Raw genomic sequence first — 21,874 nt, forward strand, 5'->3', positions numbered from 1 at the left:
TTCTTATTAATTTTGATACTATCATTTGTAGGGTAATGAGCGAAGTAATAAGAAGGAGAAAGATAATGAAACTAATTACAATATCTGTTCCTGCATATAATGAACAAGAATCCGTTGTTAAATTGTATGAAACTATTGTCGAAGTAATGGGAGCTATTAAAGATAAATATACGTTTGAGTTATTATTTATTAATGATGGTAGTAAAGACAATACACTGGAAATAGTAAAACAGTTACATGAAAAAGATGATCGAGTAGGTTTTGTGGATTTATCGAGAAATTATGGGAAAGAAATAGCAATGGCTGCTGGTTTTGACTATGCCAAAGGTGATGCTGTTATTACTATGGATGCAGACTTACAACATCCACCAGAGTTGATTACACAAATGGTTGAGCTCTGGGAATTAGGTTATGAAGATGTTTATGCAAGACGAAATAAACGTCACGGAGAAAGTTGGTTAAAAAAAGCAACATCAAAATCTTATTATAAGATGTTACAAAAAGTAACTAAAACGCCGGTTCTACCAGATACTGGTGATTTTCGTTTGCTTGATCGACGTTGTGTAGATGCTATAAAAAAATTAAGAGAAACTCAACGTTATACAAAAGGGCTTTACAATTGGATTGGATTTAAGAAAGTAGAAGTGACTTTTGATGCTGCGCCGAGACATGCTGGTGAAACAAAATGGAATTATCGTTCATTGATTAATTTAGCTCTTGAAGGAATCACATCCTATACCACATGGCCTCTAAGATTGTCTACTATTGCAGGTTTTGCAATATCACTTGGAACGTTTATTTATTTGATTTACATCTTAATTAAAACATTAATTATGGGTTCTAACGCTAGTGGATTCCCGACATTAATGATTACAATACTATTTTTAGGTGGAATTCAATTAACAAGTATAGGTATAATTGGAGAATACTTAGGCAGAATTTTTAATGAAGTGAAAAAACGGCCGCTTTATTTTGTAGAAGAATATAACGGAGAGAAAGAAGATGTCAAATGAGTAGAGTAAGGCAGTTGCTAGACAAATTACCATGGTATACAGACAATATACATAGTATTTTGATGTATCTAATTATGGGTGGATTTACAACACTTATAAATATTGTAACTTTTTGGTTATGTACAGATGTATTAAACTGGGATTATAGAATTGCGAATACTATAGCATGGGTAGCATCTGTACTGTTTGCATATTTTTCTAATAAAAAATATGTCTTCGAAAGCTACACACCTACTTGGAAAGAAAAGGCGAGAGAAGTATCCTCTTTCTTTGGCTTTAGATTTTTAACATATATTGTTGATTTCTTAGTAATGATTCTGTTAATTAGTGGACTAGGAATAAATGAACTATGGGCAAAGATATGGACAAATGTAATAGTATTAATATTAAATTATGTATTTAGTAAATGGATTATTTTTAAAGTGAGAAAATAAAGGGATGTGTATCTATGATAAATAGCATAAAAAAAGATGGCGTCAAGATTGGAATTTTTAGTTTTATTGTTTTTTTGTTTTACTTATATCTGTCTTATTGTACCCCGTTAACTCATGATGACTGGACTTGGGGCATACGACTTGGAATGAATCGTTTTTATGATGGTTTTAAAGACTATAATGGTCGTTATTTTGGTAATATATGTGAATTAATAATTACTAGAGTAGATTGGTTCCGCTTTTTAATCATGGGAGTATTTGGAGCTGCAATAGTAGTAATACCCCTTTTAATTGCAAAAGCAACAAAGTTAACTATCGCTTTTCTAAGTCTATTCTTGATGCTAGGTGTTTCCAGTGATATGTTTTCTTCTACTTTTGCGTGGGCAGCTGGTTTTGCTAACTATAATACTGCAACGATTTGTATTTTAGTATATTTACTAATTGTGAAGAATATTTTTTATGAAAAAAATCCTAGTTATTCAGTTTGGTTGGTAATATTTGCTGTTCCACTTGGGATTGGCTCTCAATTGTTTGTAGAACATGCTACAATTTATAATGTATTTGCTGGTGCGTTTGTTATAATTTATAGCTTTATGAAATTTAGAAAGTTCTTCTATTTCCATGTTGTATACCTTATTTCAGCCCTCATCGGAGCAGTTATAATGTTTTCTAATGGTGCCTATGTAAAAATATTTACTGGCGCAGATAATTATCGAACAATTGATACTGATATGGGAATTTTTGAAAAAATTTATTCAATTTTCTCAACTAGCATGTATAAGTTTTTAATTATGAACAATATTTTATTGAACTTTGCATTGGCTATATTTTGTATTTTCTTGTTAGTGAAAATTGGAACTAATCTACCTATTTGGAAGGTATGGGTTAAAAACATTTTCATGGTAATACTAACTATATATCCTTTCTATCGACCACTTATTGTTGATAGAATGCAGTTAAGTATTTTTACGGATGTAGCTAAGACTTCAGAACTTGAAGCTTGGATTTCATTATTATTTTACTTAACTATTCTATTTACTATTATTTTATTTTTCCGAAAGAGTTCTTTAAAAGTGGAGCTAAGTTTTTATCTAATTTCTGCAGTATTCGTTGCAGGACCGTTATTCTTTGTAACTCCTTTTGGATCAAGATGTTTTATTATTTCCTATACATTTTTTGTTTTATTTATTATACGACTTCTTGTTTATTTTGTGGATGAGGGATATGTTAATCTAAATGCTATCAGTGTTCCGATTATAACTCTTTCTTTATCTTTAGTAGTCGCGTATGGTATTATTTTTGCTCAAATAAAAATATCTGATAATGACAGAATGGATAGTATTCAAAAACAAATTGACGAAGGTAAAAAAGTGGTAACTGTTAAACCACTAAAACATGAGAAATTCTTATGGAATAGTAGGTTAATGATTCCTGGATTCCAAGCAGATAACTTCAAGATTTTCTTTAACTTACCTAAAGATATAGAACTTAAAAATGCGCCTAAGTAAAAATTAAAGCAAATGGATTATCTAAAGCACAAAAATAATCTTGCTTGTTTGCTTCAACATTGTTATAATATTTATACTGTGTGTAAAAGCACTTAATTACTCTGTTTCAGATGATTCAGGGCGAAGGAGTTGAAAAGAAATGAAAACTGGAATTCATCCTGAGTACCGTCCAGTGGTATTTGTTGATACTAGTACTGATTTCAAATTTTTGTCAGGTTCTACTAAGAGCTCAAGCGAAACAATTAAATGGGAAGATGGCAACGAGTATCCATTACTTCGTGTCGAAATCTCTTCTGATTCGCACCCGTTCTATACTGGTAAACAAAAACATGCGACTGCAGATGGCCGTGTGGACCGCTTCAACAAAAAATACGGTCTCAAATAAGACTGTATGTAACGAACGAAATAATTTGCGCACTCAGCTTTTGCTGGGTGTGTTTTTTTATGGAAATTTTCCCCGTAACTACTAAAAATAAAAACTTTCCCTTCAAGGGTTTACTTTTCCCTGTGAAGTTGCGTATAATATCACTAATTACTTTTTTTATGAGTAGGTAATAAAAAAGTTAAATTTTCTGTTTTGTTAAACAATAATAAGGAGGTTTTCAAGTGGAAGCAAAGTTACAAGTAGGTGTGTTAGGATTTGGAACGGTAGGTAGCGGTGTTATTCATATTTTAGAAGAGCATCAAGAAAAAATTAGTCAAGTAACTGGCTATCATATTTCTGTAAAGAAAGTGCTAGTTCGTGACTTAGAGAAAAATCGCCGTTATGAAACAAAAGGTTTTGAACTAACCACCAATCCGTCTGATGTACTGGATGATCCAGAAATTGCTGTTGTTGTCGAGGTTATGGGCAGCATCACAACTGCGCGGGAATACATTTTGCAGGCCTTGAAAGCTGGAAAGCATGTTGTAACTGCGAATAAGGATTTGATTGCGCTACACGGCGACGAATTAGTGGCAGTTGCACAGGCTAATAACTGTGATTTGTTTTATGAAGCAAGTGTTGCAGGTGGAATTCCAATTTTACGTACAATCGTAAATAGCCTTGCAGCTGATAAAATTCAAAAAGTAATGGGAATCGTCAACGGGACGACCAATTTCATGCTAACAAAAATGACGACAGAGAAAAAGTCATATGAAGAAGTTTTAGCAGAAGCCCAAGCATTAGGTTTTGCAGAATCCGATCCAACAAATGATGTGGACGGCATTGATGCAGCAAGAAAAATGGTTATTATGACAAGACTTGCATTTGGTATGAATGTGAATTTAGATAATGTAGAAACTAGTGGTATCCGCGGAATTTCTCCAGAAGATATTGAAGTGGCATATCAACTAGGCTATAAAATTAAACTAGTAGGTACAGCAGAAGAAACAAATGGAACAGTTAATGTAAATGTCGGACCAGTGTTATTACCAAAAGCACATCCGCTTGCAGGCGTTAACTATGAAAATAATGCTGTATTTGTAACCGGTGCAGCCGTTGGGGAAACCATGTTTTATGGCCCTGGAGCTGGTGAATTACCAACAGCAACCAGTGTTGTTAGTGATTTAATTACCGTTGCAAAAAACAGCCGTCTAGGTACAAACGGCAATGCTTTCAATAGTTATAAACATGAAACGAAACATACGCCGAAAGAGCAAGTTTTCTCAAAATATTATCTACGTCTAACAATGGATGATAAAACAGGAACTTTCCTTAAGTTAACACAAATTTTTGCAGAAGCAGGCGTCGGTTTTGATAAAATTTTACAACAACCATATGATGATTTTACAGCGACAGTTGTTATCGTCACACACTCAACAAGTCAAGCGCAATTAGAACAAGCTATTACTAGAGTGAAAAATGAGCCAGAAATGCAAATGCTCGCAAAATATTCCGTTGTGGAGGGTTAATTATGTATAAAGGTTTGCTAGAAAAATATAAAGAATATCTACCAGTAACTGAAAAAACGCCAATGATCTCACTTGCGGAAGGAAACACACCACTTATCCCCTTACCAAACTTATCAAAAGAACTTGGAGTAACTTTATATGGAAAATATGAAGGGTTAAATCCAACTGGTTCTTTTAAAGACCGCGGAATGGTTATGGCTGTGGCTAAAGCGAAAGAAGAAGGTGCGGAAGCGGTTATTTGTGCATCGACTGGGAATACTTCAGCAGCGGCGGCGGCATATGCAACACGTGCGGGATTAAAAGCATATATTGTTATTCCAGAAGGTAAAGTTGCTTTAGGGAAATTAGCACAAGCAGTCATGTATGGCGCTGACATTATCTCGATTCAAGGTAATTTTGATGAAGCTTTAAAATCTGTTCGTGAACTTGCTGAAACAGAAGCAGTAACGCTTGTAAACTCAGTAAATCCTTATCGTTTAGAAGGCCAAAAAACGGCTGCATTCGAAATCTGTGAGCAATTAGGTTCTGCTCCAGATGTTCTTGCAATTCCAGTCGGTAACGCCGGAAATATTTCTGCATACTGGAAAGGTTTTAAAGAGTGGAATGAGGCCAAAGCTTCTGGACTTCCACGGATGCATGGATTTGAAGCAGAAGGAGCGGCTGCAATTGTCCAAGGGAAACCGATTGATAACCCGGAAACAATTGCAACAGCGATTCGTATCGGAAATCCAGCTAGTTGGGAGCTTGCAGAAGCAGCTCGCGACGAATCTGGCGGATATATCCATTCTGTAACAGATGATGAAATTGTTAATGCTTATAAAAAAATTGCAGCACAAGATGGAGTCTTCATTGAGCCAGGTTCTGCTGCATCACTAGCTGGAGTTATTCAACATGTGGCGAATGGAACAATTAAACAAGGGGAAAAAGTCGTTTGTGTCTTTACTGGAAATGGCTTAAAAGATCCAGATACAGCAATGAGCGTACATGAAATTCCGATTTCCCATGTAGATGATATTGAAGCAATGCGTACACATTTACGTTCAGGAGTGAAAGCTTAATGCGTATTCGTGTCCCGGCAACAACGGCTAATCTTGGGCCTGGTTTTGATTCGTGTGGTTTAGCATTAACGTTATATCTTACTTTAGACATTGGCGAAAAAGCGGACTCTTGGTATATCGAACATAATATTGGCGGTGGGATTCCGCATGATGAAACCAATGTGATTATCGAAACTGCCTTAAACCTAGCGCCTAATTTAACACCGCACCATTTAGTGATGACATGTGATATTCCGCCCGCTCGTGGACTTGGTAGTAGTTCGGCAGCGGTTGTTGCGGGAATTGAATTAGCCAATACACTTGCTGAACTTAACCTTTCAAAAGAGGAAAAAGTCCGGATAGCTGCTGAAATAGAAGGTCATCCTGATAATGTCGCGCCAGCTGTTCTTGGAAACTGGGTAGTTGGAGCAAAATTAGACGGAGAAGATTTCTACGTACGTCATTTATTTCCCGATTGTGCTTTAATTGCTTTTATTCCAAAAGCAGAACTGTTAACTTCGGAAAGTCGCGGCGTTCTTCCTGAAACACTTCCTTTCAAAGAAGCGGTCAAAGCAAGTAGTATTGCGAACGTGATGATTGCAGCTATACTGCGCAATGATATGACTCTTGCTGGAGAAATGATGGAACGCGATTTATGGCATGAAAAATACCGTAGTAAATTAGTGCCACATTTAACACAAATTCGAGAAGTTGCTAAAAACAATGGTGCTTATGCTGCTTGTTTAAGTGGCGCTGGCCCAACTGTCTTAGTATTTGCTCCGCGAGACGTTGCAGATACGCTTCAAACATCTTTACAAACACTTGAAATTGATGCAGACGTTCTTCTTCTTGATGTTGAAGGAAGCGGCGCAGAAGTTTTTCGTTAAAATCAAGCTATGTCCACTTGCGGCATAGCTTTTTTCATGAAGACAAAACTATATGTCCCAATTTGTACGGCTCTATGATAAAATAGGAAAAGAGTTTATAAAGTTAAAGGGAGCGGTCTTAATGGCACAGTTATTTTTCCGTTATGGTTCCATGAATAGTGGGAAAACCATTGAAATTTTAAAAGTCGCACATAATTATGAAGAACAAAATAAAACAGTCGCTATCTTTACTTCAGGTATTGATGATAGAGACCAAGTAGGTTTCATTTCAAGTCGAATTGGACTGAAACGAGAAGCAACCCCTATTTTTAGTGACACAAATATTTTTGAAATCGTAGCGAATATTAAACCGAAACCAAATTGTGTTCTTTTAGATGAATCCCAATTTCTAGAAAAAGAACATGTTTTTCAATTAGCAAAAATAGTGGATGACTTAAATATCCCAGTAATTGCTTACGGTCTGAAAAATGATTTTAGGAATGAATTATTTGAAGGCTCGAAATACCTGCTGCTATACGCGGATAAATTAGAAGAAATGAAAACAATTTGCTGGTTTTGTGCAAAAAAAGCAACGATGGTTCTGCGCGTTGATGACAAAGGAAAACCAGTTTATACAGGCGAACAAATTATGATTGGCGGAAATGACCACTATTATCCAGTGTGTCGCAAATGCCATGCCAATCCACCAATAAAATAATTAAAAGAGGTGTTGAAATACAATGTATGATCGATTACAGGCGGTGGAAGACCGTTACGATGAACTAAATGAATTATTAAGTGATCCAGATGTAGTATCTGATCCAAAGCGACTACGCGACCTTTCCAAAGAACAGTCAGGAATCACAGCAACAGTCGAAACCTACCGTGAATACAAAAACGTGAATGAACAAATTGATGAAACAAGAGAACTTCTAGGAGAAAAATTAGACGATGAAATGCGCGAAATGGCAAAAGAAGAATTCGCGGAACTTCAAAAAGAAAAAGCTGAACTAGAAGAACGTCTAAAACTATTACTCGTTCCAAAAGATCCTAACGATGATAAAAACGTTATTTTAGAAATTCGCGGGGCAGCTGGTGGAGATGAAGCGGCTTTATTTGCAGGCGATTTATTCCGGATGTACAGCAAGTACGCTGAATCTCGTGGTTGGAAAGTCGAAATCATGGACGCTAACCCAACTGGTATTGGCGGTTACAAAGAAATTATTGCGATGATGAACGGCAATGATGCTTTTTCTCGTATGAAATATGAAAATGGGGCGCACCGTGTTCAACGTGTTCCAGAAACCGAATCTGGTGGCCGAATTCATACTTCCACAGCGACAGTAGCCATTTTGCCAGAAGCGGAAGAAGTGGAGATTGAGCTACACGACAAAGATATTCGCACAGATACATTTGCTTCTACTGGTGCAGGTGGTCAAAGTGTCAATACGACGATGTCAGCAGTCCGACTAACCCATATTCCAACCGGGATTGTTGTTTCGATGCAAGATGAACGTTCCCAGTTAAAAAATAAAGATAAGGCGATGAAAGTATTGCGCGCGCGTGTTTACGATAAATTTGAACGTGAAGCTCGCGAAGAATATGATGCAAACCGTAAATCGGCTGTAGGAACTGGTGACCGTTCAGAGCGAATCCGAACTTACAATTATCCGCAAAACCGCGTAACCGATCACCGTATTGGCTTGACTATCCAAAAACTAGATCAAATTATGGAAGGTAAACTCGATGAAATCATTGATGCACTTATCCTGGAAGATCAAACAAGTAAATTGGAGCATTTAAATGACGCAAATTAATCAATTGCTAAAAAATGCAGAAGCCATCCTTCTTGAAAAAGGATTGGATCAAAATGCAGCGGAAATTTTACTAGAAACGAGAATGGGACTTACGCGTTCTGAACTTTGGATGGAAATGAGCCGCGAACTTGAACCAAATCACGAAAAACAGTTTCAAGAGGACTTTGCAAGATATTTAGCGGGAGAACCGGTTCAATATATTTTGAAGACAGCGCCTTTTTATGGATATGATTTTTTAGTAACAGAAGATGTGCTAATTCCACGACCTGAAACAGAGGAACTTGTAGCCACAGCAGAAGCTTTTTTGAAAAAACATCCGCTTGTGAGTTTGCTTGATGTTTGTACTGGAAGCGGGATTATTGCCATTGCGCTAAAAAAAGCATTTCCTGATATGACAGTGACAGCTTCGGATATATCGGCCGCAGCACTTGCGATTGCTAAAAAAAATGCTTTATTACTAAATGCCGATGTGCGTTTTGTAGAAACTGATTTACTCGAATCCTTCAAACAAAATAACGAGCGATTTGATATGATTGTTGCTAATCCTCCATATATTTCTGAAGCCGAAAAAGCAGAAATGTCGGATTATGTCTTAAAAAATGAGCCATCGATTGCTTTATTTGCCGAAAATGATGGGCTAGCAATTTATGAACGTTTTGTGGATAACTTAAAATATGTGCTGAATCCGTCCTTTTGGGTGGGTGTGGAGATAGGTTATACACAAGGTGAACGAGTAAAACAACTATTTGAAAAAAGTTATCCACATGCAACGGTCCTTATCCACAAAGATATTAATTCAAAAGATCGTTACGTAACATGCTCTAATATACTGGTATGAAGACGTTTCTGTAAAAGGGACGTCTTTTTTTAATGAAAGTTATCCACAAAACTGTGGATAAAATGTTGTGCAAAAAAATATTTTAATCAAATCTTAATAAAGAAAATGGCTTTTTTACTTAGTTTTAAGAATTATCCACATTTCACAAGAAGTTATCCCCATTGACAAAGTTATTATCCACAGTTTGGGGATAACTCGTGTTCAAAACTTAGCATTTTCCAAAATAAAAAACAATACTGTAAAAATAGCTTAGAAAACGTTAAAATATAATAGAAGTTATGTAAAGGGGACTGGAAATCATGCAAACCATCCATTGGAAAATAAATAAGCAACAATCAAATAATTTAATCTATCAAAAAGCAGCAGAACTACTTCAAAATGGAGAATGTGTGGCTTTTCCGACCGAAACTGTTTATGGACTGGGAGCAGACGCGACAAATCAAGCTGCCATTCAAAAAATATACGCAGCAAAAGGGCGTCCGTCAGATAACCCGTTAATCGTCCATATTGCTAAGCGTGAACAAATGGATCAATTTATCGCGAGTTATCCACCAAAAGCGCTCCAACTAATGGAAGCATTTTGGCCAGGTCCGCTAACGGTTATTCTCCCTTTAAAAAAAGACAGTCTAGCAGCTAATGTTTCTGCTGGGTTATCCACAGTGGGCGTCCGCATGCCGGAACATCCAGTAAGCCTAGAATTAATAGCAACAGCGAATATTCCTATAGCAGCCCCGAGCGCCAATCGTTCCGGAAAACCAAGCCCAACCACAGCCGAACATGTAATAGAAGATTTAGACGGAGAAATTGCCGGTATTATTGACGGCGGTCCTACGGGTGTTGGTTTAGAATCAACTGTGATAGATTGCTCGCTTGATGTACCCATTATTTTACGTCCGGGTGGCATTACTAAAGAACAAATCGAGCAAGTCATCGGCGCAGTTGATTTATCGACCAATAGCACGACAGAAACAGAAAAACCAAAAGCGCCAGGCATGAAATACACTCATTACGCGCCAAAAGCACCAGTTTATCTTGTAGAAGGTTCTAGCCAATTTTGGCAGAGTGAAATTAATAAAGTGGAAATCGCGGGGAAAAAACTGGGTATTTTAGCTACAAAAGAATTGACGAGCAAATTGGCTACAAGTGCGGTCATTCAATCAACCGGCAGCATTAAAGCAATGGATGAGATAGCTACGAGTCTTTACAAAGGCTTACGGGCTTTTGACCATGCTGATGTTGATATTATTTTTGCCGAAGTCTATCCAGAAACAGAACTCGGAGCAGCGATTATGAACCGATTAGAAAAAGCTGCTGGGAATAGGAGGATTAGCGAATGAATATTTTATTTGTCTGTACGGGAAATACTTGCCGAAGTCCATTAGCCGAAAAAATTTTACAAAATATGCGACCTGATTTAGAAGTTCGTTCAGCAGGGACGCGCGCATTAGACGGGGACACTATATCGGAAAACGCTCGCGAGATACTTCTGCAAATGAATTTACCAGGGGCACATGCCGCAAAGAAAATTACAGAAGCCGATATTGACTGGGCTGACGAGATTTATGTAATGACCAAAAATCACCAAGCTGAGCTAAAAAGTATTTTTCCGGCCGCGAGCAACAAAATTCAATTGATTTCTGAAGATGAAACAGATATTACAGACCCATTCGGAGGACCAATTGAACAATATGAAATTACCTATTACGAACTTAAAAGTGCAATTTCCGAACGTTTTCAATAAGTGAAGCGCTTCACTATCGGAAATTGCGTTTTTTTACTCCAAAATACTTGCTTTTCTACCCAATTTAAGTAATTATTAAAGATAATACATAACAGTTCACTTGAAAAATTTATCAGAAAAGGATGGGGTCCACAGATGGTCTATTTACAAAAGCAAGATAAGGAAGTTTTTGATGCAATTAAGTTAGAACTTGGTAGACAACGCGCGAATATCGAATTAATCGCATCTGAGAATTTTGTTAGTGAGCAAGTAATGGAAGCAATGGGTTCTGTATTAACGAATAAATATGCAGAAGGTTACCCTGGAAAACGTTACTACGGCGGATGTGAATTCGTGGATATTGTGGAAGATTTAGCACGCGACCGGGCGAAGAAATTATTTGGCGCTGAATATGCGAATGTTCAACCACACTCAGGCGCTCAAGCGAACATGGCAGTTTATCATACTGTGCTTGAACCAGGCGACACAGTGCTTGGTATGAACCTTTCACATGGTGGCCATTTAACACATGGTAGTCCAGTGAACTTCAGTGGTGTTTTATACAATTTTGTTGAATACGGTGTTCGTGAAGATACGAAAGAAATTGACTATGAAATCGTTCGTGAAGCAGCATTAAAACATAAACCGAAAATGATTGTAGCTGGTGCAAGTGCTTACCCACGTAAAATTGATTTTGCTAAATTCCGTGAAATTGCTGATGAAGTTGGCGCATACTTAATGGTTGATATGGCGCATATTGCTGGTCTTGTTGCAGCAGGTTTACATCAAAATCCAGTTCCTTATGCTGATTTTACAACTACAACCACTCATAAAACCCTTCGTGGACCTCGTGGCGGAATGATTTTAGCAAAAGCTGAATGGGAACAAAAATTAAATAAATCGATTTTCCCAGGAATTCAAGGTGGACCATTAATGCACGTAATCGCAGCGAAAGCCGTGGCATTTGGTGAAGCATTACAACCTGAATTCACTGCGTACTGTGAACAAATCATTCGCAACTCTAAAAAATTAGCAGAAACACTTCAAGCTAATGATGTTGCTGTTTTAACAGGCGGTTCGGATAATCATTTACTATTAATTGATTTAAAACCACTTGGCTTAACAGGAAAAGCTGCTGAAAAAGTATTAGATGAGGTTGGTATTACCGTGAATAAAAATACCATCCCATTTGAAACAGAAAGCCCATTTGTAACAAGCGGTATCCGTGTAGGAGTTGCGGCAGTTACAACACGTGGCTTCGATGAAGTAGCTATCGAAAAAGTGGGAGTGCTTATTTCTGAAGTGCTACACAACTTAGAAAATGAAGAAGTTTTAGCAGATGTAAAAGCTCGTGTAGCTACTTTAACAAATGAATATCCGCTTTATCCAAGTTTATAAAATAAGTGAGCCGGTTTTTTCTGAATTTTAGAGAAATCCGGTTTTTTTCATGTATAGCAAATTAATCCTTGCACTTGTGTCTTGTTCTGATACAATAAGAGAAGGAAATTTTCAATATCAAAGGAGCGAACTAATCGATGGCAAACGTACACGTAATTAATCACCCTTTAGTACAACACAAATTAACAATTATTCGAGATAAAAATACGGGAACAAAAGCATTCCGCGAACTTGTAGATGAAGTCGCTACATTAATGGCGTACGAAATTACACGTGATATGGAACTTGAAGACATCCAAGTTAAAACACCACTACAAACAACAACTGCAAAAACACTTACAGGTAAAAAATTAGGTGTAGTGCCTATTTTAAGAGCTGGTCTTGGTATGCAAGATGGCATTTTAAAACTTATCCCTGCTGCTAAAGTAGGTCATGTAGGTCTTTACCGTGATCATGATACACTTGAACCAGTGGAATATTTTGTAAAACTACCTTCTGATGTGGAAGAACGTCTTTTCATCGTTGTAGATCCAATGCTTGCAACTGGTGGATCAGCAATTATGGCTATTGATTGCTTGAAAAAACGCGGCGCTCGCAACATGAAATTTATGTGTCTAGTAGCAGCTCCTGAAGGCGTTAAAGCTCTTCAAGAAGCACATCCTGATGTAGAAATCTATGTGGCTGGCTTAGACGAGAAGCTAGACGAAAATGGTTATATCCGTCCAGGCTTAGGAGATGCTGGCGATAGATTATTCGGAACTAAATAATTAACAATCTCCTCGGTTTAGTGAGATAAGGAATTATAAACAGTGCTGCTTTTTGGCAGACTGGAAAATTTTTTGTCGAGCTATTTCTGAGGAGTTTTTTTATAAGGAGGTTCGCAATTGGCTAAAATCAAAGTAATGAGTATCTTTGGAACAAGACCAGAGGCAATCAAGATGGCGCCGCTCGTTTTGGCATTAGAAAAAGAATCAGAAACGTTTGAGTCAACGGTAGTTATTACCGCGCAACACCGTGAAATGTTGGATCAAGTCTTAGAAATTTTTGATATAAAACCTGATATTGACTTAGATATAATGAAAAAAGGGCAAACCTTAGCTGATATAACTTCACGCGTAATGAACGGAATTAATGATGTTATTGCTAAGGAAAATCCTGATATTGTCCTAGTTCACGGTGATACGACTACAAGTTTTGCCGCCGGACTAGCTACTTTTTATCAACAAAAAAAGCTTGGACATGTCGAAGCGGGACTTAGAACTTGGAATAAATATTCGCCGTTCCCAGAAGAAATGAATCGTCAATTAACTGGAGTAATGGCGGATATGCATTTTTCTCCGACGAAGCAAGCTAAAGAAAACCTGCTTGCGGAAGGGAAAAATCCAGCTACTATTTTTGTAACAGGAAATACTGCCATTGATGCCCTTAAAACAACCGTTCAAGAGGATTATCATCATCCTATTTTAGAGAATCTTGGTGATAATCGCTTAATACTGATGACTGCTCATCGGAGAGAAAATCTGGGAGAACCTATGCAAGGTATGTTTGAAGCTGTTCGCGAAATCGTCGAAAGTCGTGAGGATGTGGAACTTGTATATCCGATGCATTTGAATCCAGCTGTCAGAGAGAAAGCGACGAATATTTTAGGCGGTCACGAACGTATCCATTTGATTGAACCACTGGATGCTATTGACTTTCATAATTTCTTACGCAAATCTTATCTTGTTTTTACTGATTCAGGCGGCGTACAAGAAGAAGCGCCTGGCATGGGAGTACCTGTTTTAGTTTTACGAGACACAACAGAACGCCCAGAAGGCATCGAAGCAGGCACGTTAAAACTAATTGGGACGAGTAAAGAAAATCTCATAAAAGAAGCATTAGAATTACTTGATAATAAAGAAAGCCATGATAAAATGGCGAAAGCGGCCAATCCATATGGTGATGGACTTGCTGCAAATAGAATTTTAGCAGCAATTAAAAGTCAGTTTAATGGAACGGAGCGACCAGAAGATTTTATCGTGTAAAACACAGTGGAAAACTAGGCGTTAAAAGTCTAGGTTTCCTCTTTTTTTAGAATGAAAGCGCCTTATTGTTACAGATATGTTACACGCTCGATTTTCACTAGTTCTTTTATGTTACATGTGATAAGATGGTCAATGTTATTAATATAAGAGCCCAAAAAATAGCTTGTTTTTAGCATAGGGATAGAAGACTGCGCTCAGTATTCACTACAATCCCGCCGACGCTAGGTTTCGCGTTGACTGAATTGGAATTTATACGGGCACTCTATATCAAAATGCAACTCATGATAAGTGAGTCCGGCTGTTTTTTCCGTTCTTTTTCTTGGGAAAAGAACTTTCGGTCGCGTAATTTGCGAATAATCGTATCGAATTCTTTTACCAAAAGTGGTAGAAGTTTTTTTATTTGTGCGAAAGAGAGTTTTTGTCACCTTTTTTGTGAAATATCACACGAACAGGAGACGAGTTTTCCAACGATTACGGAGGTGTTGATTGCTGTTAAATGGACAAAAATAATTCTGGCGGAGCAATCTAAGAAACGACTAGATTTTGAAATCAAAAAAATCTCAGAAATAATGGGCTATTCTTTTATGGATAGGGTCAATTGTGGTACTATTAGTAATAGATGTACGCACAATTTGTGAAAGTGTATTGACTTTTCTCTTTTGGCTGTTGTATGCTAAGAACTGACACGCTGATAAGGCTTTCATGTGTGTTTGGGATTGGGATGAATTGGGAAAAATGTGCTTGTTTTCACAAACCAAACTTACTCCCTGAGATTTCAAAATGGTCATCTGGAAAGAAAAATCTTTTGAAAAAGAAAGGATTGCGCCCCGAATGTTAGAATCGCTAATTGGCATGTATCATCGTCATCAAAAGTATATGGTTCTTTTTATTGCTGTTTGTCTTTGTGGATGGTTTTTAACCCCTTACATACATATTTTCTTGGGACTTAAATTGGGTTTAATCATCGGCTGGTTTAACTACTGGTTATTAATGAGGCGTACACAATCAATGACTAGAGCTTTGGCTGAAAATCGTTCTTTTTATGGTATGGGAATGCCATTTAGAATGGGGAGCGTGTTATTTGCTACTATTATAGCGACGCAACTGCCGGAATATTTTCATGTTTATAGCATGGTAATCGGACTTGGGCTTGCATATGCAATTATTTTTCTAGATTTTTTTGTGTATTCCATGTACCGCAGAAAAAAGTTTTTAAAAAGAGAGGGGTGAACCTAATTGGAAGAGGAATTTCCAACGATAAGCCTATTAGGGATCGACTTTAATCTATCTAATATTTTGATGATTACTGTGACTTGTGTCATCGTTCTTCTAATAGCCATTATCTGTACCAGAAATCTGCAACGCCGACCTACCGGAAAGCAGAACTTCATTGAATGGGTTATGGATTTTGTCAGAGGTATTATTAATAGTAATATGGATTGGAAAACCGGTGGGAGATTCCATGTGCTTGGTATTACGCTACTAATGTTTATTTTCGTAGCTAATATGCTAGGATTGCCATTTCAAATCGCGATTAACGATGAAGTATGGTGGCGTTCACCTACAGCGGATCCAATTGTCACATTAACACTTGCGATAATGGTTCTTGGCTTAACGCATTACTATGGTATTAAAATGCGTGGTTTCAAGCACTATTTTGTTGGTACTTACTTTAGTCCAATGAAATTTTTATTCCCACTTAAATTAGTAGAAGAATTTGCTAATACTTTAACGCTTGGTTTACGTCTTTACGGTAATATTTTCGCCGGCGAAGTTTTGTTAACCATCATTGCAACACAACTTGCTCATATGAACATATTTGTAGGTGTGCTAGCAATAATTCCTGCGTTACTATGGCAAGGATTCTCAATTTTCATTGGGGCAATTCAAGCGTACATTTTCACTATGCTGACCATGGTTTACATGTCGCATAAGGTAAGTGACGAACATTAAACTAACTTTCAAATAAGTCATTTATAAAAGTAATAAAAAATAATATTTAGAAAAATTAGGAGGATAATTATATGTCTTTAGGTGTTATTGCAGCTGCTATCGCTGTTGGATTAGGTGCATTAGGTGCGGGTATTGGTAACGGTCTTATCGTATCAAAAACTGTCGAGGGTGTTGCGCGTCAACCAGAAGCGCGTTCTATGCTACAAACAATCATGTTCATTGGTATCGGTCTTGTTGAGGCCCTTCCTATCATCGCTGTAGTTATTGCGTTCATGGTTCTTAATAAATAATTTGAAGGAAGTTGAGGAAATAAAACCTCATCTCTTTCGTTTTGAACGAATAATTCAAGCGAATGTATAGAAAGGAGTGAAACTGGCGTGTTACAACCACATTTAGTAATTGGTTCCGCATTTACGTTTGGTGATGCATTCTTCACACTTTTTGCTTTCGCGATTTTGCTAGTTTTAATCCGAATTTATGCTTGGAAACCTCTTATGGGAGTTATGAAAGAGCGTGAAGAGCATATTGGTTCTGAAATTGATGCGGCTGAAGAAAGCCGTGCTCAAGCAGAACAACTACTTGCCGAACAAAAAAGTGTTTTACAACAAGCTCGTGTTGAATCTCAAACAATGATTGAGAATGCAAAACAGCTTGGTGAAAAAGAACGCGAAGAAATTGTCAAAACTGCTAGACGTGAATCAGAACGTATAAAAGAAGAAGCAAAAGCCGATATTGCACGTGAAAAAGAAGATGCTATTTCTGCTCTTCGTGAACAAGTCGGTTCCTTATCTGTTCTTATTGCATCGAAAGTCATCGAAAAAAATCTGGATGAAAAAGAACAATCTAACCTTATCCAAGATTATATCGAAAGGCTAGGGGATGACAAATGAGTAAAGATTTGGAAGTTGCAGGTCGCTATGCCAATGCGCTTTTTCAAGTAGCTCAAGATAAAGATTTAGTCGACGTTTTTTCAGAAGAACTAACTGAATTAAAAGCGGCATTAAATGCAAATAAAGATTTTGTAAAACTACTTGAAAATCCTACTTTCACGACCGAGCAAAAGAAAAATCTTGCCAGCGCTGTTTTTGAAAAAATCAATCCGACATTAAGAGATTTTATTTATCTTTTAATTGACCGTAGCAGAGAAGATTATCTTTCTGTTATTGCGGACGTTTACCAAAAACGCGTAAATGACTTGCGCGGAGTTGCGGATGCAGATGTTTATTCTGTTGTCCCGCTTTCTGAACAAGAACTTACGGCGCTCTCGAGAGTATTTGCTGCGAAAATGAACAAAACAAAATTAAACATTCAAAATCACATTGATAAATCCCTTCTTGGTGGAGTCAAAGTGGTTATTGGAACCCGTATATATGATGACAGTCTAAAAACGAAATTAAAGGACATGGAACGGCAAATTAAAGCCTAGTTTCCGTTTAACGAGGGGTGAAATCAATGAGCATTAAGGCTGAAGAGATCAGCTCAATCATAAAACAGCAGATTGAAAATTATCAATCTGAACTAAAAGTGAGTGATGTTGGTACGGTTACCTACATTGGTGACGGTATTGCGCGTGCTCATGGACTCGATAATGCAATGGCTGGTGAATTGTTAGAGTTCTCAAATGGTGTAATGGGTATGGCCCAAAACTTAGAAACAAATGATGTTGGTATCATTATTCTAGGTCCTTACACTGAAATCCGTGAAGGCGATGAAGTTCGTCGTACCGGTAAAATCATGGAAGTTCCTGTTGGCGAAGCGCTTATTGGGCGTGTAGTTAACTCATTAGGTCAACCAGTTGATGGTTTAGGACCTATTGAAACAACTGGAACTCGTCCGATTGAAGCAGTAGCACCTGGTGTTATGCAACGTCAATCGGTAAACGAACCACTACAAACAGGTATTAAAGCAATTGATGCACTTGTTCCTATTGGTCGTGGTCAACGTGAGTTAATCATTGGTGACCGCCAAACTGGTAAAACATCTGTAGCAATTGATACTATTCTAAACCAAGCTGACCAAGACATGATTTGTATTTATGTTGCTATCGGTCAAAAAGAATCTACTGTTCGTAATGCCGTAGAAACATTACGTCATCACGGTGCGTTAGATTATACAATCGTCGTAACTGCAGCAGCATCTCAACCAGCGCCACTTCTTTATTTGGCACCTTATGCTGGTGTTGCTATGGCTGAAGAATTCATGTACAGCGGTAAACACGTTTTAGTTGTATATGATGACTTATCCAAACAAGCAGCTGCTTATCGTGAGCTGTCTCTATTACTTCGTCGTCCTCCAGGTCGTGAAGCTTATCCAGGGGATGTTTTCTACTTGCACTCCCGTTTACTTGAACGTGCTGCAAAATTAAATGATAGCTTAGGTGGCGGATCCATTACGGCTCTTCCATTCGTAGAAACACAAGCCGGAGACATTTCCGCTTATATTCCTACAAACGTTATCTCGATTACTGACGGACAAATCTTCTTGCAATCTGATTTATTCTTCTCCGGAGTACGTCCAGCGATCAACGCCGGACTTTCTGTATCCCGTGTAGGTGGATCAGCGCAAATTAAAGCAATGAAAACTGTTGCCGGAACACTTCGTCTAGATCTTGCCGCTTACCGTGAGCTAGAATCCTTCTCACAATTCGGTTCTGACTTAGACGCAGCTACTCGTGCGAAACTAGAACGTGGTAAACGTACAGTAGAAGTTCTAAAACAAGATTTGCACAAACCTTTGAAAGTTGAAAAACAAGTATTGATTCTTTATGCACTTGTTCATAAATATCTGGATGATGTACCAGTTCATGATGTTCTGCGTTTTGAGTCCGAAATGAATACATGGTTTGATCATAATCACCCAGAGCTTTTGGAAGAAATTCGTACAACGAAAAAACTTCCTGACGAAGCGAAACTTGAAGCAGCATTAAAAGAATTTAAAAATACATTTGTTCCTTCTGAAGAAAAATAATTTAGACTCGGAATAAATTCAAAGGTGGTGAAAATCTTTGGCATCTTTAATCGATATTAAACAACGAATAACTTCTACTCGTAAAACAAGTCAAATTACAAAAGCAATGCAAATGGTATCAGCAGCAAAACTAGGTCGTGCAGAATCAAACGCTCGTTCATATGAGCCTTACGTTTCTAAAATTAAAGACGTAGTAACACATGTTGCTAGCACTGGTAACAGCAGCGACCATCCAATGCTTGTATCTAGACCTGTTCACCGTACTGGTTATATCGTACTTACTTCTGATACTGGACTTGCAGGTTCTTACAACAGTTCCGTAATCAAAGAAGTATTTCAAGAAATTAATAAAAAGCATACGTCAAGTGATGAATATGCAATAATCACTGTAGGTAGATCTGCTCGTGACTTCTTCAAAGCGCGCCAAATGAACGTGGTTTTAGAAGTACAAGGTATTACAGATCACCCGATATTTGCGGAAATTAAAGATATTGCTAGTAACACAGTTCAAATGTTTGAAGATGGTGTTTATGACGAGGTTTTCATTTATTATAATCACCATATCAATTCTATTTCTAGTGAACTGAGAAAAGAGCAACTACTACCACTGACGGAATTTCACGAAAAAGGTAAAGAAACGGATGTAGATTTAACTACTTACGAATTTGAGCCTTCCGAACAAGAAATCCTGGAAGTATTATTACCGCAATATGTGGAAAGCCTAATTTTCGGAGCACTTCTGGATGCCAAAGCCGCTGAACATGCTGCTCGTATGACTGCCATGAGAAGCGCGACAGATAATGCATCCGATTTAATCAGTGACTTATCACTACAATATAACCGTGCTCGCCAAGCTGCGATCACGCAAGAAATTACCGAAATCGTCGGAGGAGCAGCCGCACTAGAATAGAAGTCGGCGTTTCTTGTAACGTCCCAATAAATGGGAAGGTAAGTGAGGAGGAATAATTGCATGTCTAAAGGACAAGTAATCCAAGTTATGGGTCCAGTTGTAGACGTTAAATTTGAAGGTGGAAACTTACCTGAAATCTACAACGCCCTAGTTATTGAATATAAATCTGATGCAGAAGAAGCACCAACTAGCCAACTTACTTTAGAAGTAGCCATCCAATTAGGTGATGACGTTGTTCGTACAATCGCAATGGCATCAACAGATGGTGTTCAAAGAGGTATGGAAGTTATTGATACTGGGAGCCCAATTACCGTTCCAGTTGGTACAGTAACTCTTGGTCGTGTATTTAATGTATTAGGAAACACCATCGATTTGGACGAACCACTTCCAAGCGATATTAAACGTAATAAAATTCACCGCGAAGCTCCAACTTTTGATCAATTAGCAACAACAACAGAAATTCTTGAAACAGGAATTAAAGTAGTTGACTTGCTAGCTCCATACTTAAAAGGTGGTAAAATCGGACTGTTCGGTGGTGCCGGTGTAGGTAAAACCGTTCTAATTCAAGAGCTTATCCATAATATCGCACAAGAACACGGTGGTATTTCAGTGTTCGCAGGCGTTGGAGAACGTACTCGTGAAGGGAACGACCTTTACTTTGAAATGAAAGATTCTGGCGTTATTGAAAAAACAGCGATGGTATTCGGTCAAATGAACGAGCCACCAGGTGCGCGTATGCGTGTAGCCTTAACTGGTTTAACAATTGCTGAGTATTTCCGTGATGAAGAACATCAAGACGTACTTTTATTCATTGATAACATTTTCCGTTTCACACAAGCTGGTTCAGAGGTTTCGGCTTTACTAGGTCGTATGCCATCTGCGGTAGGTTACCAACCAACCCTAGCTACTGAAATGGGTCAATTACAAGAACGTATTACATCTACTAACGTTGGATCCGTTACTTCTATCCAAGCGATTTATGTGCCAGCCGATGACTATACTGACCCGGCTCCGGCTACAACTTTCGCCCATTTAGATGCAACAACTAACTTGGAACGTAAATTAACGGAACAAGGTATTTATCCAGCGGTAGATCCACTTGCTTCTACATCCCGTGCTCTTTCTCCTGATATCGTAGGTGAAGAACACTATGAAGTAGCAACGGAAGTACAACGTTTACTACAAAGATATAAAGAACTTCAAGACATTATCGCTATCCTTGGTATGGATGAGTTATCTGATGAAGATAAACAATCTGTTTCTCGTGCGCGTCGTGTACAATTCTTCTTATCTCAAAATTTCCACGTTGCAGAACAATTTACAGGCCAAAAAGGTTCTTATGTCCCTGTTAAAGAAACAGTTAAAGGATTCAAAGACTTATTAGCCGGAAAATACGACCATATTCCTGAAGATGCATTCCGTTCAGTTGGACGCATTGAGGATGTTCTTGAAAAAGCAAAAGATATGGGCGTTGAAGTCTGATAAAAACAGGAGGA

Annotated in this window: 24 protein-coding genes; all 24 read left to right on the forward strand. The window is 37.8% G+C overall.

Annotation, left to right across the window (positions count from 1 at the left end; all coding sequences use genetic code 11):
- Window positions 1-65 precede the first annotated feature (65 nt).
- The 24 genes from OC533_RS10035 (at window position 66) to atpD (ending at window position 21,860) form a co-directional block, all read left to right on the forward strand.
- Window positions 66-1,013 carry a glycosyltransferase family 2 protein gene (locus OC533_RS10035; RefSeq protein ID WP_010991335.1) on the forward strand — a complete coding sequence of 316 codons (948 nt, stop codon included), beginning with the start codon at window positions 66-68 and terminating at the stop codon, window positions 1,011-1,013.
- The gene (gene gtcA / locus OC533_RS10040; protein WP_010991334.1) at window positions 1,010-1,447 is read left to right on the forward strand and encodes a cell wall teichoic acid glycosylation protein GtcA; all 438 of its coding nucleotides are present in this window, start codon (window positions 1,010-1,012) and stop codon (window positions 1,445-1,447) included. Before OC533_RS10035 ends, gtcA begins: the two co-directional genes overlap by 4 nt.
- 14 nt (window positions 1,448-1,461) lie before the next feature.
- Window positions 1,462-2,955: a DUF6056 family protein gene (locus OC533_RS10045; protein WP_070752424.1), complete on the forward strand. Its 1,494-nt coding sequence runs from the start codon at window positions 1,462-1,464 to the stop codon at window positions 2,953-2,955.
- 139 nt (window positions 2,956-3,094) lie between these two features.
- Window positions 3,095-3,340 (forward strand): type B 50S ribosomal protein L31, encoded by a 246-nt coding sequence (locus OC533_RS10050; RefSeq protein WP_003726356.1) that lies wholly within the window; start codon window positions 3,095-3,097, stop codon window positions 3,338-3,340.
- 221 nt (window positions 3,341-3,561) lie between these two features.
- Window positions 3,562-4,848: a homoserine dehydrogenase gene (locus tag OC533_RS10055; RefSeq protein ID WP_003768381.1), complete on the forward strand. Its 1,287-nt coding sequence runs from the start codon at window positions 3,562-3,564 to the stop codon at window positions 4,846-4,848.
- 2 nt (window positions 4,849-4,850) lie between these two features.
- On the forward strand, window positions 4,851-5,906 hold the full coding sequence (gene thrC, locus OC533_RS10060) for a threonine synthase (protein ID WP_003768378.1): 1,056 nt from the start codon (window positions 4,851-4,853) through the stop codon (window positions 5,904-5,906).
- Window positions 5,906-6,772, forward strand: a complete 867-nt coding sequence (gene thrB, locus OC533_RS10065) for a homoserine kinase (RefSeq protein WP_003772274.1) — start codon at window positions 5,906-5,908, stop codon at window positions 6,770-6,772. Before thrC ends, thrB begins: the two co-directional genes overlap by 1 nt.
- Window positions 6,773-6,893: 121 nt before the next feature.
- The gene (locus OC533_RS10070; protein ID WP_003764010.1) at window positions 6,894-7,469 is read left to right on the forward strand and encodes a thymidine kinase; all 576 of its coding nucleotides are present in this window, start codon (window positions 6,894-6,896) and stop codon (window positions 7,467-7,469) included.
- A gap of 22 nt (window positions 7,470-7,491) precedes the next feature.
- A complete protein-coding gene (gene prfA, locus OC533_RS10075) occupies window positions 7,492-8,568 on the forward strand; it encodes a peptide chain release factor 1 (protein ID WP_003764009.1) in 1,077 nt (358 codons plus the stop codon).
- On the forward strand, window positions 8,555-9,406 hold the full coding sequence (gene prmC / locus OC533_RS10080) for a peptide chain release factor N(5)-glutamine methyltransferase (protein ID WP_194324075.1): 852 nt from the start codon (window positions 8,555-8,557) through the stop codon (window positions 9,404-9,406). The genes prfA and prmC overlap by 14 nt, the downstream gene beginning before the upstream one ends.
- 299 nt (window positions 9,407-9,705) lie before the next feature.
- Entirely contained in the window at window positions 9,706-10,743 is a 1,038-nt protein-coding gene (locus tag OC533_RS10085; RefSeq protein ID WP_185511496.1) for an L-threonylcarbamoyladenylate synthase, read from the forward strand.
- Window positions 10,740-11,147, forward strand: coding sequence for a low molecular weight protein arginine phosphatase (locus tag OC533_RS10090; protein WP_194324072.1), 408 nt, complete (start codon window positions 10,740-10,742; stop codon window positions 11,145-11,147). Before OC533_RS10085 ends, OC533_RS10090 begins: the two co-directional genes overlap by 4 nt.
- Before the next feature lie 135 nt (window positions 11,148-11,282).
- The gene (gene glyA, locus OC533_RS10095; RefSeq protein WP_003772282.1) at window positions 11,283-12,524 is read left to right on the forward strand and encodes a serine hydroxymethyltransferase; all 1,242 of its coding nucleotides are present in this window, start codon (window positions 11,283-11,285) and stop codon (window positions 12,522-12,524) included.
- 137 nt (window positions 12,525-12,661) lie between these two features.
- Window positions 12,662-13,291: a uracil phosphoribosyltransferase gene (upp, locus tag OC533_RS10100; protein WP_194324070.1), complete on the forward strand. Its 630-nt coding sequence runs from the start codon at window positions 12,662-12,664 to the stop codon at window positions 13,289-13,291.
- Between the two features lie 117 nt (window positions 13,292-13,408).
- Entirely contained in the window at window positions 13,409-14,548 is a 1,140-nt protein-coding gene (wecB, locus tag OC533_RS10105) for a non-hydrolyzing UDP-N-acetylglucosamine 2-epimerase (protein WP_194324068.1), read from the forward strand.
- Window positions 14,549-15,018: 470 nt separating this feature from the next.
- Entirely contained in the window at window positions 15,019-15,186 is a 168-nt protein-coding gene (locus tag OC533_RS10110) for a hypothetical protein (protein ID WP_077904850.1), read from the forward strand.
- A 193-nt stretch (window positions 15,187-15,379) separates the two neighbouring features.
- Entirely contained in the window at window positions 15,380-15,778 is a 399-nt protein-coding gene (locus OC533_RS10115) for an ATP synthase subunit I (protein WP_185324464.1), read from the forward strand.
- A gap of 6 nt (window positions 15,779-15,784) precedes the next feature.
- The gene (atpB, locus tag OC533_RS10120; RefSeq protein ID WP_003723468.1) at window positions 15,785-16,501 is read left to right on the forward strand and encodes a F0F1 ATP synthase subunit A; all 717 of its coding nucleotides are present in this window, start codon (window positions 15,785-15,787) and stop codon (window positions 16,499-16,501) included.
- A 71-nt stretch (window positions 16,502-16,572) separates the two neighbouring features.
- On the forward strand, window positions 16,573-16,791 hold the full coding sequence (gene atpE, locus OC533_RS10125) for a F0F1 ATP synthase subunit C (RefSeq protein WP_003723467.1): 219 nt from the start codon (window positions 16,573-16,575) through the stop codon (window positions 16,789-16,791).
- An 87-nt stretch (window positions 16,792-16,878) separates the two neighbouring features.
- A complete protein-coding gene (gene atpF, locus OC533_RS10130) occupies window positions 16,879-17,391 on the forward strand; it encodes a F0F1 ATP synthase subunit B (RefSeq protein ID WP_003739784.1) in 513 nt (170 codons plus the stop codon).
- Window positions 17,388-17,927, forward strand: coding sequence for a F0F1 ATP synthase subunit delta (locus OC533_RS10135; protein WP_003772291.1), 540 nt, complete (start codon window positions 17,388-17,390; stop codon window positions 17,925-17,927). The genes atpF and OC533_RS10135 overlap by 4 nt, the downstream gene beginning before the upstream one ends.
- Before the next feature lie 26 nt (window positions 17,928-17,953).
- Entirely contained in the window at window positions 17,954-19,468 is a 1,515-nt protein-coding gene (gene atpA / locus OC533_RS10140; RefSeq protein ID WP_003739782.1) for a F0F1 ATP synthase subunit alpha, read from the forward strand.
- 37 nt (window positions 19,469-19,505) lie between these two features.
- Window positions 19,506-20,378, forward strand: a complete 873-nt coding sequence (locus OC533_RS10145) for a F0F1 ATP synthase subunit gamma (RefSeq protein ID WP_003723463.1) — start codon at window positions 19,506-19,508, stop codon at window positions 20,376-20,378.
- Window positions 20,379-20,438: 60 nt separating this feature from the next.
- Window positions 20,439-21,860, forward strand: coding sequence for a F0F1 ATP synthase subunit beta (gene atpD, locus OC533_RS10150; RefSeq protein WP_003772293.1), 1,422 nt, complete (start codon window positions 20,439-20,441; stop codon window positions 21,858-21,860).
- Window positions 21,861-21,874: the final 14 nt, after the last annotated feature.

It is taken from the genome of Listeria sp. Marseille-Q6474 (assembly GCF_946902005.1).
Taxonomy (GTDB): domain Bacteria; phylum Bacillota; class Bacilli; order Lactobacillales; family Listeriaceae; genus Listeria; species Listeria innocua.

Bases quoted from the DNA above. Each gene is read 5' to 3' on its own strand.
- prmC (WP_194324075.1), top strand. From the start codon at position 8,555: ATGACGCAAATTAATCAATTGCTAAAAAATGCAGAAGCCATCCTTCTT.
- OC533_RS10085 (WP_185511496.1), top strand. From the start codon at position 9,706: ATGCAAACCATCCATTGGAAAATAAATAAGCAACAATCAAATAATTTA.
- OC533_RS10045 (WP_070752424.1), top strand. From the start codon at position 1,462: ATGATAAATAGCATAAAAAAAGATGGCGTCAAGATTGGAATTTTTAGT.
- OC533_RS10070 (WP_003764010.1), top strand. From the start codon at position 6,894: ATGGCACAGTTATTTTTCCGTTATGGTTCCATGAATAGTGGGAAAACC.
- atpD (WP_003772293.1), top strand. From the start codon at position 20,439: ATGTCTAAAGGACAAGTAATCCAAGTTATGGGTCCAGTTGTAGACGTT.
- OC533_RS10050 (WP_003726356.1), top strand. From the start codon at position 3,095: ATGAAAACTGGAATTCATCCTGAGTACCGTCCAGTGGTATTTGTTGAT.
- atpA (WP_003739782.1), top strand. From the start codon at position 17,954: ATGAGCATTAAGGCTGAAGAGATCAGCTCAATCATAAAACAGCAGATT.
- prfA (WP_003764009.1), top strand. From the start codon at position 7,492: ATGTATGATCGATTACAGGCGGTGGAAGACCGTTACGATGAACTAAAT.
- gtcA (WP_010991334.1), top strand. From the start codon at position 1,010: ATGAGTAGAGTAAGGCAGTTGCTAGACAAATTACCATGGTATACAGAC.
- OC533_RS10090 (WP_194324072.1), top strand. From the start codon at position 10,740: ATGAATATTTTATTTGTCTGTACGGGAAATACTTGCCGAAGTCCATTA.
- upp (WP_194324070.1), top strand. From the start codon at position 12,662: ATGGCAAACGTACACGTAATTAATCACCCTTTAGTACAACACAAATTA.
- OC533_RS10135 (WP_003772291.1), top strand. From the start codon at position 17,388: ATGAGTAAAGATTTGGAAGTTGCAGGTCGCTATGCCAATGCGCTTTTT.
- thrB (WP_003772274.1), top strand. From the start codon at position 5,906: ATGCGTATTCGTGTCCCGGCAACAACGGCTAATCTTGGGCCTGGTTTT.
- thrC (WP_003768378.1), top strand. From the start codon at position 4,851: ATGTATAAAGGTTTGCTAGAAAAATATAAAGAATATCTACCAGTAACT.
- OC533_RS10115 (WP_185324464.1), top strand. From the start codon at position 15,380: ATGTTAGAATCGCTAATTGGCATGTATCATCGTCATCAAAAGTATATG.
- atpE (WP_003723467.1), top strand. From the start codon at position 16,573: ATGTCTTTAGGTGTTATTGCAGCTGCTATCGCTGTTGGATTAGGTGCA.
- OC533_RS10035 (WP_010991335.1), top strand. From the start codon at position 66: ATGAAACTAATTACAATATCTGTTCCTGCATATAATGAACAAGAATCC.
- glyA (WP_003772282.1), top strand. From the start codon at position 11,283: ATGGTCTATTTACAAAAGCAAGATAAGGAAGTTTTTGATGCAATTAAG.